The organism is Lunatibacter salilacus, from assembly GCF_009797935.1.
GTDB lineage: Bacteria > Bacteroidota > Bacteroidia > Cytophagales > Cyclobacteriaceae > Lunatibacter > Lunatibacter salilacus.
This window is the reverse complement of sequence record NZ_VOLC01000004.1, coordinates 200,841-216,460: the sequence shown is the minus strand read 5'-3', so window position 1 is coordinate 216,460 and position 15,620 is coordinate 200,841. Positions and strand designations below refer to the sequence as shown.

At 42.3% G+C, this 15,620-nt stretch carries 11 protein-coding genes; 2 read left to right on the top strand and 9 right to left on the bottom strand.

The annotated features are described in order from the left end of the window. Positions 1-14: 14 nt before the first annotated feature. A complete protein-coding gene (locus tag FQ608_RS07595) occupies positions 15-1,292 on the bottom strand; it encodes a Gfo/Idh/MocA family protein (protein ID WP_158857223.1) in 1,278 nt (425 codons plus the stop codon). Positions 1,293-1,699: 407 nt separating this feature from the next. Here FQ608_RS07595 and FQ608_RS07590 point away from each other — a divergent pair, with 407 nt between their 5' ends. Together FQ608_RS07590 and pbfA are read left to right on the top strand one after the other, a co-directional pair. Further along, on the top strand, positions 1,700-2,797 hold the full coding sequence (locus FQ608_RS07590) for a 2-aminoethylphosphonate--pyruvate transaminase (protein WP_158857222.1): 1,098 nt from the start codon (positions 1,700-1,702) through the stop codon (positions 2,795-2,797). A 118-nt stretch (positions 2,798-2,915) separates the two neighbouring features. Next, positions 2,916-4,247 (top strand): (R)-1-hydroxy-2-aminoethylphosphonate ammonia-lyase, encoded by a 1,332-nt coding sequence (gene pbfA, locus FQ608_RS07585; protein ID WP_158857221.1) that lies wholly within the window; start codon positions 2,916-2,918, stop codon positions 4,245-4,247. 352 nt (positions 4,248-4,599) lie between these two features. Here pbfA and FQ608_RS07580 read toward each other — a convergent pair whose 3' ends face one another. From FQ608_RS07580 to FQ608_RS07545, 8 genes are all read right to left on the bottom strand, one after another. Continuing rightward, positions 4,600-6,078 carry a PQQ-dependent sugar dehydrogenase gene (locus FQ608_RS07580; protein WP_234364114.1) on the bottom strand — a complete coding sequence of 493 codons (1,479 nt, stop codon included), beginning with the start codon at positions 6,076-6,078 and terminating at the stop codon, positions 4,600-4,602. A 56-nt stretch (positions 6,079-6,134) separates the two neighbouring features. After that, a complete protein-coding gene (locus tag FQ608_RS07575; RefSeq protein ID WP_158857219.1) occupies positions 6,135-7,853 on the bottom strand; it encodes a RagB/SusD family nutrient uptake outer membrane protein in 1,719 nt (572 codons plus the stop codon). A gap of 17 nt (positions 7,854-7,870) precedes the next feature. After that, complete coding sequence (locus FQ608_RS07570) at positions 7,871-11,368, bottom strand: SusC/RagA family TonB-linked outer membrane protein (RefSeq protein ID WP_199856334.1); 3,498 nt, start codon at positions 11,366-11,368, stop codon at positions 7,871-7,873. Positions 11,369-11,536: 168 nt separating this feature from the next. After that, complete coding sequence (locus FQ608_RS07565; RefSeq protein ID WP_158857218.1) at positions 11,537-12,628, bottom strand: FecR family protein; 1,092 nt, start codon at positions 12,626-12,628, stop codon at positions 11,537-11,539. Positions 12,629-12,780: 152 nt separating this feature from the next. Then, a complete protein-coding gene (locus FQ608_RS07560; protein WP_158857217.1) occupies positions 12,781-13,389 on the bottom strand; it encodes an RNA polymerase sigma factor in 609 nt (202 codons plus the stop codon). A gap of 275 nt (positions 13,390-13,664) precedes the next feature. Continuing rightward, complete coding sequence (locus FQ608_RS07555) at positions 13,665-14,012, bottom strand: hypothetical protein (protein WP_158857216.1); 348 nt, start codon at positions 14,010-14,012, stop codon at positions 13,665-13,667. A 290-nt stretch (positions 14,013-14,302) separates the two neighbouring features. After that, positions 14,303-15,073 carry a class I SAM-dependent methyltransferase gene (locus FQ608_RS07550; protein WP_158857215.1) on the bottom strand — a complete coding sequence of 257 codons (771 nt, stop codon included), beginning with the start codon at positions 15,071-15,073 and terminating at the stop codon, positions 14,303-14,305. 43 nt (positions 15,074-15,116) lie between these two features. Then, positions 15,117-15,575 carry an SgcJ/EcaC family oxidoreductase gene (locus tag FQ608_RS07545; protein ID WP_158857214.1) on the bottom strand — a complete coding sequence of 153 codons (459 nt, stop codon included), beginning with the start codon at positions 15,573-15,575 and terminating at the stop codon, positions 15,117-15,119. Positions 15,576-15,620: the final 45 nt, after the last annotated feature.

The following is a 15,620-nucleotide window of genomic DNA, read 5'->3' as shown; positions in this document are numbered from 1 at the left end:
TTCGTGTTTTAAATCTAGGAATCAAATTGCCCCAGATCCAACTTGGGGTCAATACTTTCATTGGAGAAAAGCATTTCATTCCAACTTACCGCCTTTTGTGTTGTGGCGGCTTGTCTTCCCAGAATCGCTGTAAGTGTTGAGTTAACGGCAGGTTCTATTTCATTTATAAATTTACCGGTTTCAATACTCTGGATGAAGCTTTTTACCTTATTCTCATTGGAATCATGTAGGGAAGAGGTAAATACGCCTGCGGCCTGCTGTTCCCGGCTGGCTTCACTGGTAGTTTCTCTTAGTACTCCTGAATCCCAGGTATTTTCCCCATTGATATAAACCCCACCACTGTAGGTCGCAACAGCAATGCCCTTTTTGCCGATAAACCGCGCACAGACATCGCCGAAAGTCCCGCCAAACTGGGTAGAATGAAAGCTGACACTAATATCCTGAGGGTATTTATAGATAACCTGGTAATTTTTGAAGGCATCCCCGAATCCATCTCCTCCGTTATACCCCCCCATTCCGATGGCACTGATAGGCTGGATCCGAAGTGCCCAATTGCACACATCCAGCATATGTACCCCCTGATCAAGTAAGATACCTCCGGAAAGGTCCCTGAAGAAAAATTGGTTCCGTATTCGTACTTCATCATGTGACATCTCCGGTGTCTGATTTACAGGAAGGCCGGAGGAAAAATAATATAGCTGGGCATTGACAACATCTCCTATGGCTCCCTCATGAATGCGCTTTATCAACTCAACATAGGGAGTTGCATAGCGAATTTGAAACCCAAAAACAGCACTGCAGTCTTTGATCGACTTTGCAGCTGCTGATATCCGTTTGCATCCGGCAACATCCATTGCGGCGGGTTTTTCGCAATAAAAATGCTTGTTTGCCGCTATGGCTGCTTCAACAAATTCAGGATGGGTATAAGCCGGAGAAGATATGAGAACCGCATCAACGTCCTTATTTTCCAAAAGCTTCATATATGCCTTGGAGCCTTGATATGAATTTGCAGCAGGGATAGCTGCAAATCCATTGGCTTCGTTTAAAGCATCCAACTTAGGCTTAGCTTGCTCTAACTTGTCCAAAAACAAGTCAGCCATTGCAACAATCTGAATGCCAGCATGCTTTGACATGGCTGTTATCACTGATGTGCCTCTATTGCCACAGCCGATAATTCCGACGCGTATGGCAGAATTGGCTCGGGTACCGAATACGGTAGTTGGATTTAATACGGTAAAAGCCGAAAGTGCGGCGGCACCTTTAATGAAGGATCTTCGGTCAGTTAAAATCATAGTTTTTTGTTTACTTGATGGGTTATTTGAAAAAACACTATTCACAAAATCAACGAATGACAAATTTTAATTTTCAAATCGAGATAAACTGCTAATTGATTCTTTGGTGAAACATAATCAGCGTCCCAATTTATAGGTAATTAATTAATTTTCCATTATCAGAGGACTAATATTCCACAAAAGGAATTAGGATATGCAACTACTTTTTTTCATTCCGACTATTAAGAGATTGTAAACAATGTTTACATTTACCAAACAAACAGAGATTCCTGTTATACGATCTTCATTCCAAATTTCGTTTCTCTGCGCAGTCTGCATGAAGCCAACTTATGATAGAAGGATCTTCCATTTAATTGAAATAATATCCAAGATATTTTATCTTTAAAAAAACCTAAATCATGACCTCAATGAACTTAGATAATCCCTACCTACTCCTAACTCCCGGGCCACTAAGTACTACCCCTACGGTAAGACAGTCCATGTTGCGGGATTGGTGCACCTGGGATACTGATTACAACAATATTGTCCAAAAGATCCGGTCTGGTTTATTGACAATAGGAAACGCTTCGGAGGAATATACCGCAGTGCTTATGCAAGGAAGTGGTAGCTTTTCGGTAGAGTCGGTGTTGTGGACTGGTTTAGCACCCGATAGCCACTTGCTGATTGTTTCCAACGGTGCATATGGTCAGCGAATGGCCAAAATGGCCAGCATGATGGGAGCTAAATCTACCGTTCTATCCTTTGCAGAAACCACCCGACCGACCGTGGATGCCGTGGAAGAAGCTATTTCCGCAAATAAAAGTATCACCCATGTGGGTATGGTTCATTGTGAGACAACTACGGGAATTTTAAATGACTACCTCCCCATTGCCCAAATGGCAAAATCGTTGGGAAAAAAAGTTATTTTAGATGCCATGAGCAGCTTCGGAGGTATCCCCATCGATTTGTCTGACGGTAGCGTTGATTTTCTTATAAGCAGTGCCAACAAATGCATACAGGGCGTTCCTGGATTTGGATTTGTAATTGCCAAACGGGATGCATTGGAATCCTGCAAAGGGAATTCCAAAAGCCATTCATTAGATCTCTATGACCAATGGTACAGTATGGAAACCCAGGCTGGAAAATGGAGGTTCACCTCCCCTACCCATACTGTACGGGCATTTCTTCAAGCCATGACTGAATTAGAGGCTGAAGGCGGGGTTATTGCACGAAATAAACGATACCGGGAAAACTACCAAATTTTAGTCAGCGGAATGGAAAAAATCGGTTTTAAACCCTTTCTTTCTCCTGAGTTGCAGTCCCCCATTATCACTGCATTTCTGGAACCACAGTCAGATGCGTTTGATTTCAAGAACCTGTACGATGGGTTGAAAAAGGAGGGCTTTGTTATATACCCGGGAAAGGTTTCCCAAGCACCGACTTTTCGGATCGGCCATATCGGAAATGTTTTTCCCGCGGATATTGAGCGGCTTTGCAGGGCCGTAGAAAAAATCAAATTTTGGTAAGGTCATTTACTTTCTGACATCTCGAATCAAACATCTCAAAAAATGGGTTAAATTTGATAAATCCAGTCAAAGAAAGGTTTATCGATTTGATCTTTAATATTAATGAAAAGTCTGTAAAATGAAGGAGTTAAAGTCAGAAGGCGATATTAATCTTGGGGAAGAACGGGCCAAGTGGTACGATAAACTGGATGAATCCACCAAGGAAATTCTGAGGGAGGATGAAAAGTACTTTATGCATCAGACTTTGTCAACGCCCTGTCTGAACGTCATAACGAGAGCTGAGGGTTCTTATATTTATGATCATCAGGATAAGGCCTATTTGGACTTTCACGGCAACAGTGCCCACCATGTTGGGTACGGCAACCCGGCTGTCAAGCAAGCTATCATCGAGCAAATGGAAAAATTGCCTTTCAGTCCCCGCCGCTATACTAATGATACGGCCATTGCCTTTGCCAAAAAACTGACCGAACTTGCACCGGGAGACCTAAACCGGGTACTGTTCGCCCCCGGAGGCACGGTTGCCATGGGGATGGCGTTGAAACTTGCAAGGGCGGCTACTGGCAGGCACAAAACCATCAGTCTTTGGGATTCATTTCATGGCGCATCCTTAGATATGATTTCTATAGGTGGGGAAGCCGTGTTCCGCAAGGATGCAGGGCCACTGCTTTCTGGGACAAATCATGTTCCCCCTTCGGATCCCACACATTGTCCCTTCGATTGCGGTGAAAGCTGTTCGCTGAAATGTGCGGATTATATCGAATATGTGCTGGAAAAGGAACAGGATGTGTGTGCGGTAATAGCAGAGACCGTTCGCAGTACGCCCTATATACCTCCGAAGGATTATTGGAAAAGAATCCGCAATTCCTGTGATAAATATGGCGCATTATTAATCCTGGATGAAATACCCCATGGTGTGGGGAGAACAGGGACCTTCTTTACGTTTGAGCAGTATGATATCGTACCCGACATTGTGGTTATTGGCAAAAGTATAGGAGGAGGAATGCTTCCGCTGGCTGCCATGATCGCCCGAGAAGGGCTAAATGAATCAGTGAAAAGCCGCTCAATCGGCCACTACACCCATGAGAAAAACCCCATAGCCATGGCGGTAGGTTTGGCTGTGATCCGGTTTATTGATGAAAATGACCTCCTAAATAAGGTGATTGAAAAAGGATCTTATCTAAGAACAGGATTGGAAAAACTGCGTGAAAAACATGCCTGCATCGGGGATATCAGGGGATTGGGGTTGCTGATAGGAGTGGAATTAGTACTTCCGGACGGGAGTCGGGCCTTGGACTTGGCAGAAAAAGTAATGTATTCCTGTCTGGAATTGGGTCTAAGCTTTAAAATTTCCATGGGAAATGTACTTACCCTCACTCCCGCCCTCACGATTTCCTATGCGGAATTGGACAAAGCTTTGGATATTTTGGATCGGGCTATTGCACGTCAATGAGAAAGAATTTTAATCCTAAACTTTTAATTTGAAATGCTTCTTTTTTATCTCGACCCATATTTCAGATCTTGGTAATACAGCTTTGCCGGATCAGGATTTTTTATTCAAATGTATGAATGCGAATATTGAAAAAGACAGCCTTCAATTTGATTATCTGCTGAAAGATGGCGTATCAAATGAAAGGTTAGGGATGTGGATATTACGGAACGAAAATATAATATCCGGTCTTTTGTCGATAAGACCAACATCCTAACAATAACTAAAAAAGACTGTCCTCTTTTAAAATAAAGGCTTGATGAAGAGATATTCACCAAGCCTTTGTGTATAGTTTTTTTAGGTTCTCTAAACCCAGTCAATTTTCAATGTGAGAAGTGGAAGCATTTTGCCTTTGATGCTGGACCTCATTCTCGGTTAGTGGACTAGCTTGCGGCCCAAACCTTTTTCTAATATATGTCATGACGATAGCTAAGTCCTCATTGGATAGAAATCCGAAAGAGGGCATTTCACCCTTTCCCTTTAGTACCAAATCTATCAACGAGATCTTGTCCGGCGAATTCACTAAAGGTGCCTTTAGTAACGATGGAAAAATGTTTTCCACGCCTGTACCATTCGGCTTGTGGCAGGACGAACAGTAATCAAGATACAAGGATTCTCCCCTACTCACAACATCATCAGATGAATTGATTGTCACCGCTGGTTTAATGGTGCGATCATCTAATCTGTCTACATGGGATATACGAATGATTCTGTCGTCATTTTCTTTGGCAAATCCGAAAGGGTTCCAATCCCTATTGCTGGTACCTACGTAAACGTCACCATTGGGAGCCACGCATACTGAACGCAATCTACCAAAAGCCTGCGTAAACAATACGGAATCAGCAACAACCTCATTTCCAAGAGCGTTTAGCTTAAGTACTCTCAAGCTACTTCCCTTAAGTGTGGCCAATAACAGGCTATTGTTAAATACCGAAATGGGACCAGATCCGTAAAAGGCAATTCCAGCCGGGGCGATAGTTGGTGTCCAAGCGACTAGGGGCTCTGTGATTCTTTTTTCAGATGCAAAGTCAATTTCATCCTCCCTATCAATAAAGCCTTCTACATTCGGCCAACCATAGTTACCCTGTCTTCCTATAAGGTTCACCTCATCGTCAGTGGCGTCTCCGTGATCAGACACGTACAATATGCCTTTATCCGAATAGTCCAGTCCCTGGGGATTTCTAAGGCCGCTAGCCCAGACCGGACTTCCCAATTCAGGGTTGTCATCCGGAATAGTGCCGTCCAAATTGAACCGAAGGATTTTACCATTGGGTGACTGCCAATTCTGGGCATTTTCATGTTGGGCACCGTCACCGGTAGCTACCAACAATTTCCCATCCGGTGAGACAACTACCCGAGCGCCGAAATGGCCAGACCAAGCCGGATATTCCAAGATAAGGTGCGGATCATCCAAACTATCTCCCTTTTTGGTATATCTCATTACCCTTGACACCCGAGTTTCTTCATCCTTCTTTGCTGTATACGCTACAAATACAAAGAACTGCCCTTCATTACTGACATGAAGAGCTATTCCCAACAAGCCAGAGGTCCGCATCCGATAAGTATCCTCCAATACCAAATGCTGGGTAATCTCATTTGTAGATACATTTAAGCTGCTTATGCGCCCGGCTTGCTCTGTAAACCATAGATTTCCGTCAGGGCCCCATACTATATCCCAATCCAGACCGTCCGCCACGGTAGTGATTCCCAATATACTTTCGCCGAAACTATACACAGTTTCAAATTCATTTATTTTAGGTTTTTCGCAAGCCAAATAAAAAGGAAGCAAACTCACTAAAACTAGAATTCGATTTACATTTCGATGAATAACATCAGACGGAATTTTCAATATCACCAACCTGGATTTTGAGTGAGGTTTGGATTCAAAACCAGTTCAGAGATTGGGAGAGAATTCAGATAATCCCTATCCAGTTTAAACGCATAACCATTAGGCAATGCAGTCCTCAATGGATCTAGAAATCCATTTTCGTCTACTGGGAAAGGATTCACATTAATCTGTCCGGCATGCATTCCCTTCGGGCGAGTACCGACGACGAGCTCATCCGCAGCGGCCCACCTTGCGATATCATCCCATCGGAAACCCTCTGCTGCCAACTCCACTCTTCTTTCCCTGCGTACCTCATTTATTATTGGGGATAATGCAGGAAAATTCCAATCTGGATCGGTGATGATATCAGCCAAATTTAGATTCGGCATCCCCACCCTGTCTCTCAGCGGTTTGATGGAGATATCTATGTCTTGTTGGGTGATAGTTCCCAATTCAGCTTTGGCTTCAGCATAGTTGAGCAACGCCTCAGCATACCTATATATTAGACCTGGAGATTCCTCGTATTGCTGAACATGATATATCATATTTGGATTGTACCCTTTTTGGATAATATATCCGCTTGGTGCGTTGAAATCGTTCGTTGCATTAAGTCGATCATAGGCTTCCTCCCACAACTGGATCGTTCCGTCTGCGAAAATTTTCCAAGTCTCCTTCGGTGTGGCGATGGTTTGGTAAAACCTTGGATCCCTGTTTTCTGCTTCCTCCAGAAGTGTACTGTGGCCACCGAACAAAGGGCTGCCCGTGATGGGCTTTCCGTCTATACATAGATAGGAATCAGCCAATTGCTTGGTGATGGTGTTTCCAAGAGGAGTTTCCATCCGAAAATTCCGGTCGTTTGTAAAACCTACTCCCCCTCTGGTCAACTCATTATCATACCTACGCCAGAACATAACTTCACTGTTGGAGGTAAAATCCTGCAAGGCAAAAAGATCCTTATAGTCCCGCTGGGGATTGCCAGTCTGATATACCTCATATACCCCGGACTCCATGATTTCTAACGCGGCATCCGCAGCCTTATTAAAATATTTTTCAGAATTGGGATTTGATACACCAAAAGCACTGTTGGCATGGTATTTTTCCCAAGTACCCTCATATAGAGCTGCACGGCTTTGGATGAGTAGAGCCATCCATCGGTTCACTCTTCCAGCACCACCTGTTTTATCACTGGTAAGATACATCGCCGCGGAATCAAGCTGGCCGATAATGAAATCGGCAACCTCATTTCTGGGGTTTCTGGGATTATAAAGCTCCGGAGAGCTGGTTCCCAATTCTGAGGTGATGATCTGCATATCTCCATAGGTACGCATAAGGTCAAAATATATGAGCCCACGGAAGAAATAAGCCTCTCCAAGATATTGCTGGAAACTCTCAAAACTGTGGTTTGCTTCAACCCTTTTATAGTTGTCAAAGAAATAATTAATACTTCTAACACTGTTAAAACCCATGCCGCCGCTAGGCCTGACAATACGGGAGCCTTCTAGACGCCGATTAGGAATTAGCGCAACTTGGTTGTCACTTTCAAAATCACTTCCATGGTTGGCATATTTGGGGAAATTGGCCGCATTGTAAAATTGGTTGAGATAAGTTTTCAATTCATCGGGAGAATTGAAATAATCCAACGCAGAGACAGCATCCAATGGCGTACGTTGTAGGAAATCGTCATCGCAGGAGCTAAAATTCAAGATGACCAGAATTAAGAATATAGGAGTCAAACGTTTCATAAGTTCCATTATTTAAATTAAAAACTGATATTCAATCCAGCTGAAAAGGACCTGTGAATTGGATAAATCACACCGCTGGTGAGATACCCACCTTGCCCTGGATCGGAAGCCATCATGGTCTCTGGATCATAGGTTCCGGGGAGCTTGGTAAGCAGAATCAAATTCTCCCCTGAGAAATACAGCCGTGCATTTGTAAGAGCAAACTTATTTAATATAGCTGCTGGCAGAGTATACCCTATTTGTAGGTTCTTCAGTCGGAGGTAGGCAGCATTTAACAAATATGCTGACTGTACCTGTCTGTTTTTATTGGTTTCGGCGGTGAAATAGGGCTTTGGAAAATAGCTGTCTGTATTTGGTCCCAATAAGTTAGTTTCATTTTCAGGACGCCAATAATCCAATGTTGGGGAATTTTTGTAAAGTCCGGAAGCCGCCCAAGAGCTGGTCATTCCCCAGAAGGGAGAGGAACCTAAATGGGGGAAATGGTCCCGTTTCCCGATTCCCTGCCAGAACATGGTAAAATCAAATTGGCCCCATCTGAATCCGCCTGTTATCCCAAGGTTATAGCGTGGCAGACTATTTCCGATGACAGTAAGATCACCATGGTTATCAAGTGTCCGCTCGCCATCATTAATTACGCCGTCTCCGTTCAAGTCCTTGTATTTCATGTCACCAGGTCCCCATCTGGGGAAATATCTGGATTGATCGGCCATGTTTTCCCCTTCGGTCTGTATCAAACCATCGCTAACATGTCCCCAGATCTCCCCTACGGTCTGTCCAGCATACCAGGTATCAATCAGGCCGTTTTCATTGATATACTCCAAGATGGTGGTCCGACTGTCACCGATATTTATTCCTGCATTATAGGAGAAGCTGGGAGATAACTGGTCTTCCCATGCGATACCTAATTCAAATCCCTTTGTAGATAGTTTGGCATTATTTGCACGCGGTGTAGTAGCTCCAAGCGGATACGGCAATACAACCGAGGGCCCAAGCATATTTGAGGTAACGCGGTTAAACCAATCGAAGGTTAGGTTTAATTTATTATTCATCATAGCCAAATCAACACCTGTATTTAGGGTGGTGATGGTTTCCCATGTCAAATCATCACTAACTAGATTAGGTGTTGACGCAACAGGAGGCCGGGTTCCATCAATGATCCACGGGGCCTCAACAGCCACCGGAATGGTAGGAAGATAGAGGTAGTTACTGACATTTTGATTTCCTAATGAACCATAGGAAACCCGTATCTTAAATAATCCTACATGGGAGCGAAGGTTATCCCAAAATGACTCTTGGGAAATATTATAGCCTGCTGAAGCGGAAGGAAAAAATCCCCAACGGCTATCCCTGTCAAATCTAGAAGATCCATTGTAGCGGGCACTAAATTCTAAAAGGTACTTTTCATCAAAATTATAGTTAAAACGCCCAAACACACCCTGTGTGGCCCAATGATAGATTTGATCTCCCACGATCCTGTCACCAATAGACGTACTTATAGACGGGACCTCAGTAGAAATTAAATTCGTTCCTGACGCACTTAAGCCGGTAAAAAAGCGGTACTCCTGCTCATATCCTACAGTTCCTTGGACATAATGTCCTCCAATTGATTTCTCATAGGAGGTGACTGCGTTGACCAACTTATATATGTTTTGGGAAAATACCGAACTATATCCGGTATTCGGCTTACCCACATTACCAAAACCACCCGTACCTAATTCCACCATTACCGGTCTGGGATTTCGAGTATTTCTACTGCTTTGATTGTTATAATTGTAGGAAAATCTAGTTTTCCATCCTTTGACAGGCTCAAGTTCACCGGCAAGCGTTATAAAAAAATCATTGACGTTGGTAACATTGCGACCCGTTCCCTGTAGCAAGCGTACTAAAGGACTTTGTACTGTGCCATTGATATTGCGATATGGCATCATAGGAGCAAACATCAGTATTTCTCTAAAAAAATGTTCCCGATCTACAGTGGTTTGTCCAATGGGATAATTTGTTTCTCCGTCAGCATATTTAACACTTGTGTTTATTGAAAGCCATGAAGTAACTTGGGAGCTGAAATTAGACATGAAATTGTATCGCTTGTAATGGTCGTTCCCCCATTGATACATTCCGTTTTGGTGGATATATCCGCCAGAAAGGAAATATTGATTTTTCTCATTTCCTCCGGACACGCTTAGATTATGTTTTTGGTTTACTGAATAGTCCCGAAGTAACATATGGGGCCAATCATTATTTGCATTTCCGTTACGCCTGCCCGCCCAAATATTGTCTATGGGATTTTCAGGATCGTATTCATAAGGAAAGGTGCCGTCAATATGGCCTTTAATGCGGTTCATTTGCTCATCGCTATACACAGGTGTAAGGCCTGCATTAGCGTTGGCTTGATTGTAAGCAGTTGCCCAAGTATACGAATCGACAAAACTGGGAACTCGGATAGGCGTATTAAATGATAAGTTATTGGAGTATTGTACAGTTACTTTTTCACCCTTGCCCCCTTTCTTGGTAGTGATCAAAATAACGCCAAAGGGTGCACGGGCACCGTAAATGGCAGAAGCCGATGCGTCTTTGAGTACAGAAATAGTCTCGATGGATTCCGGATCCACATTGTTGATATTCATCTCCACGCCATCTACCAGAATCAAGGGAGATGCATTCCCCGCCAAGGATCCCATTCCACGAAGGTTCCAGGAGCTAGTAGAACCAGGTTCTCCTCCCCGCATGTTCATCGTTATGTTTAAGTTGGGCGTTGTGCCTTGTATTAAATCAGCTACATTGTTGGCAGCCCGGTTTGCCAAACGCTCCCCGCTTACGACGTCCACTGCACCTGTTAAGTTTACTCGTTTTTGCGTGCCGTAACCGACCACTACCACTTCATCCAATGATGACTGGTCCTCTTCCAATACAATATCAAATACCGACCGACCTGAGACAGACAGTCGGTTAGTCTTATATCCGATAAAAGAAATGACAATCACACTCTCCTCGCCTACCTCAAGGACAAACCTTCCATCGACATCAGTTACCGTCCCGGTATTAGTTCCTTCCACAAAAACAGTAGCACCTGGAATCGGCTCTCCATTAGCGTCTGTGACTGTACCCGAAATCTCAGCTGCCGTCGTAACCGTTGTAGTTGCGTTAGGGTCTATTATGTTTTTTTTCACATGAATGTTGTAGTCTACCTGCTTGAAGTTGAGATCCAGTTGCTGGGATAGGGATGAAAGAATGTCATAAAGGCTTTCGCTTTCCGACATAAAACTCACTAGCGGAACATCTTTCAGCTCTTTATTGGTGTAAACAAAATTGTACCCGGAGCTTTTTTCCAGTTTTTTAAAAACTGATTCAATCTTCATATTATCAACGGCAAGAGACAATTTTACGTCTTCAATATCCTTGATTTGGGCGTTTCCGTTCCATGCCAGGAGAATAGTCATGGTCATGCACTGAATCAGAAAAGCAATAGTGAATAACTTGGTCATGTGTAGAACATGTTTAAGTATTTCTTTTTTCATATCTTTGAATAGTTTGTTTAGGCTAAGCCAATTGTTTAAACAGACATTTTTGCCGGTCATGAGATTGGACTCTCGGAAACCGGTTATTATTGGCCATGGGTGCTTCAACCATCCATGGCCTTTTTATTAGTCACTGGCGATGTTACATAGGCATTTTGGGTTGAGGGGTTAATTAAAGTTTATCATAACTTGATCATTTTCAATTCTAAAATCAAACCTGGTGGAGAAACTCAGGCCTTCCAAAACCCCTTTGAGGGTTTGGTCTACAAATTTCCCGGATAGCAGCACACCGTTATCGGGTTGATTTTTTACCTGTATTTCTACCCCGTACCAATTCTCCAACACTCTGATCGCTCTCTCTAGCGGTGTACGGTCAAACAGTATAGTCTTCTTTGTCCATCCCAGCACCCGGTCACTTTCAAAACCAACTACCTTGTGGGTGTTTTTTAACACTTCAACTTCTAAAGTTTCACCGGGTAAAAGGTCAACGTGGTGCGTGGTATCTATTGCAATTTTCACTTTTACTTTTCCCGAAATAAGTGATATGTCATTACGCTCGTTTCCATAGGCAGAAATATTGAAAGAAGTACCTATCGCTGTTGTGACCACGGGTCCTGTCCTCACTGAAAATGGTCTAAGGCTATCTTTTGCTACATCAAAATAGGCTTCCCCAATCAAAAAAACTTCCCGCCTTTCAAGCTCAAAATTTTTCAGGTACTTCAGTCGACTACCGGAATTTAGAATGATTTTTGTGCCATCCTGCAAGGTAAGATTAGATTTTACTCCCGGAGGAGCTTCATGTTCTTCATAGACCAAAAGAACCTCCTTTATGATTACCTCATTTTGATGGGTCAGACTGAAAAGTAATCCAAACAAAAAGGCAACAACCAAAATGCCAGCAATCCGGTGAAGTTGGCGGCTGTGGTATTTTGCTTCTCTGGAAAGATACGATAAACGCTCAATTGTACTACCTGAACTTAATGGCACAATTTTACCTCCAATGCGATCATCCGAAATGTCCATCATCGATTTCGCAATATTTTCCCAAGTTTCATCTATCCGGCTCTCCTCCACCTGCACCACATCCCGGGAAAGGTTGAGTAATAATTTCCTAGCTTGCTGTATAGCTTCGTACTTTTCTGGATTTTTTAATAAAAAATCTTCCCAATAGATTTTAGATTCCTCATCAGGGGTAAATACCCAGTGTCGAAACTCGGGATCCAGCATAAAATCTTCTGCCTTGTATTCTGTCTTGCTCATTCGTGACGGTTTTCATATATATAAGAACACCGATTCCAAAAGTTATCCTTATTCAAAAAGTTTTCTTCAAAAAATTATTGGCAAAACGTAAATGTGGTCAAATCTTATTCTCAATTAATAACATGCTAAAGTAAAAATGAATTTGCCAGGGATCAAAAATTTGAAAAACCAAAGGCACACAACGCATAAATGGTTTTCCTAAGACTTGATAGTGCTTTCCAAGCAAGCGTATAAACCGACCGAAGGTTTATATCCATCAACTTGGCCGTATCCTCATAACTCTGGTTTTCAAAAAAAAGATATTGGATGATTTCGTTTTGCCTAACCGGAAGCTTTTTAAGGGCTAATGCTAATTTTTTTTGAAGCTGCTCGTCCCGTTGCAGATGAACCAGCTCAGTTTCTATACTCTCCAAATGGCTGGATAATGCAAATGCTGTAGAGGACTGCCTTTTGAGCCACCTTCCCTCCTTTTTCCTTTCAGCATTCATTTTATTCGAAAGTGACCGGAATAAATAACTTTTGACATTGTCAGTTTCTTTTATGCTGCGCCTATATTTCCACAGATCTATAAAAAGCTCTTGAATACAGTCCTGGACAAAATCCGGATTTCCACAAAGAGATATCCCAAGTTGGAACAAACCGTTGATGTACCTTCTGTAAAGCTGTTCAAAGGCTTTTTTATCCCCCAACGTAAGTTCAACCCATAACTCCTCAGGTGTTTTCTCAAGATTCACAGCGTTTTCAGCCGTTTTGCGATTCATATTCGGAAAGTTGCGGTTAATTAAAACAATCTTCTAAATTTATAAAAAAAAGTCTTTACCACAATTTACATTACATAAAAGGTCGAGAAAAAACCGTTTGCCTACATGTCAATAAGGAACAAAACTTTATTTTTAGCCTAAAATTTCTGAATGCTGCTTATTTGCAATCTCAGAACCGGCCACCTTATGCACCTTGAATGAAGAACAATATTCTACCGTTCTCCGCGGCCCTCAGCATAGTATATAAATATAAAAATAAAAAATCGAAAATAACGCTATTTCAAGTCCTTTTTTCTTCTATCAGAATAAGTAGAATCTAAATAGGCATAAATTTTCTCAAATGTTTCTCTATTGAATCTGGTATTCACATGGTGCCACTTGCCACTTTCAAGCTCAATATTAATGGAATATACCTTACCTATCCAAAGAAAGTTCGCTTCCTGCATATTCCAGCTTTTCAGGTCTTGATTTAGGTTTATTTCTTTCTTCCGCATTGGATAATGAAACTCCATGTTGTCTCCCAACAGCCGGATATCTGAACTTCTCCTGGTGAAAAATAGCAAAGGTAAAAACACCAGCGCAATTAGAAAACCTACAATAGCAATACCTATAAAAATTTCCATATTAGATAGTTTTATTCCGCTGAATTACAACAAAGTCGATGCCAAAGGTTTTGACCCAATCGATTGAATTCCACATTCCATTCCCAATTTTAGGCATTATGAAAAAGGTATTAACACAAAATATCTGCTATTTAAGACTTTTCCGATAAACAGCCCAAAAATCCAAACATTGAATGTTTTATTCTTTCAATATGTATACCTTCACTTCCCGCCGAAACCAATCAATAGAAAAAAAGGGAATTAAACAGCGGTCAATATTTTTAAATTCTATTTAATATAATTGATTTCAATCAAAAATCATGATAAATATCCCCCTTGTTCTTTAACCCCAACGATCTGAATATCTTTCTTTTAAGTGGGAAAAGAAATGCCATCCGGTCCTTCACCAAATGGGCGGAATGGAGGTAGGTACTTTCGAAAAGTTGCCGCTGACTCTGGTTGATATATAACTCCTGTCCTTGGTTTTTCGGATCATACTTGACTAATGCCAGCCCTCCCCACATTTCCCGATATGTACCGTTGTGCCAATAGGAGCCAGTGACATAGTCCAACTCCGCATAAGCGACAAACTGGGGATGGCTTTCCAAAAATGTCCGGATACCTTTCCTGCATTCGGGATTGAAACTGTCATGCATTAATATGGTGATGGAATGTTTGTGGGGAAAGTTGAAAATAGCCTCCAAATCCCGGTAAACGCCCCTCCGGGTATGGTCACCATCCACTAAAATGAAATCCAGTCTTTTCCCATCATCTTCGATTTTCTGAAAAATATTAGTAAGACAATGTACAGAATCACCGACCACAAATTCTACATTGGCAAATTTGGGCGACAAAAATTTACTGGGTGAATCACTAATATCTATGGAGTACACCTGCTGAGAATAGGAGCTAATCACCTGCAAGCTTCCTCCTTTATAGGTACCGATTTCAATCGCCACATCAGGAGTTAATTCCTTCATTAGACCCATCAAGCAATATTTCTCCGCCCTTGACATTTGCCATTCCAACGATTCATCCACTTTAAAATCCGTAAAAATAGGATTGCCAATATCGTCTTTCATTCGATTTTAATTCAATTTCTTCAATTTAAATATATAATTTCAATCACTTCCCCGTTGGAAGCATATTTCGGATGGCGGTAATCTTCCAGCGGTCATCCTGATAGACAGCAATAAAAGTACTCCACATATTTCTGGCAGAGCTGCCATCCGCAGGTTCAATCGTATATCGGGCATCTATCAAAGCTGTATTAGGATCAAGGAGCCTAACCCTCTCTACCTTTAAAGTCCGCTTGCCCTCATTGACCTGCGAGCTGCGTTTCATTCCTTCTACCGCCGTGGCTAGGCCCAGGCGCCATTCCCCTGAGGAGACCAACTGGTCAATATCTGGGGTTAATATAGCTTTGAGCAATACCGTATCCTGATTTTCCCTCGCCATAGAATAGCTGTCGATCAGTGCTGTTAATTCATGGACCACTGCTGCAGGAACAATCTTTTGTTGGGCAGTTGCCGGAAGAAATTTCAGCAATAAGCAAATTGACAAGAATAAAAACGTCTTTTTCATCTTATTTTGAAGGGTTATGGGGTTATTTAGAACTGCAAGTTACCT

Excerpts from the sequence above, each read along its gene's own strand:
- pbfA (WP_158857221.1), top strand. The coding sequence starts at position 2,916 with ATGAAGGAGTTAAAGTCAGAAGGCGATATTAATCTTGGGGAAGAACGG.
- FQ608_RS07565 (WP_158857218.1), bottom strand. The coding sequence starts at position 12,628 with ATGAGCAAGACAGAATACAAGGCAGAAGATTTTATGCTGGATCCCGAG.
- FQ608_RS07550 (WP_158857215.1), bottom strand. The coding sequence starts at position 15,073 with ATGAAAGACGATATTGGCAATCCTATTTTTACGGATTTTAAAGTGGAT.
- FQ608_RS07545 (WP_158857214.1), bottom strand. The coding sequence starts at position 15,575 with ATGAAAAAGACGTTTTTATTCTTGTCAATTTGCTTATTGCTGAAATTT.
- FQ608_RS07560 (WP_158857217.1), bottom strand. The coding sequence starts at position 13,389 with ATGAATCGCAAAACGGCTGAAAACGCTGTGAATCTTGAGAAAACACCT.
- FQ608_RS07575 (WP_158857219.1), bottom strand. The coding sequence starts at position 7,853 with ATGAAACGTTTGACTCCTATATTCTTAATTCTGGTCATCTTGAATTTT.
- FQ608_RS07570 (WP_199856334.1), bottom strand. The coding sequence starts at position 11,368 with ATGAAAAAAGAAATACTTAAACATGTTCTACACATGACCAAGTTATTC.
- FQ608_RS07555 (WP_158857216.1), bottom strand. The coding sequence starts at position 14,012 with ATGGAAATTTTTATAGGTATTGCTATTGTAGGTTTTCTAATTGCGCTG.
- FQ608_RS07595 (WP_158857223.1), bottom strand. The coding sequence starts at position 1,292 with ATGATTTTAACTGACCGAAGATCCTTCATTAAAGGTGCCGCCGCACTT.
- FQ608_RS07590 (WP_158857222.1), top strand. The coding sequence starts at position 1,700 with ATGAACTTAGATAATCCCTACCTACTCCTAACTCCCGGGCCACTAAGT.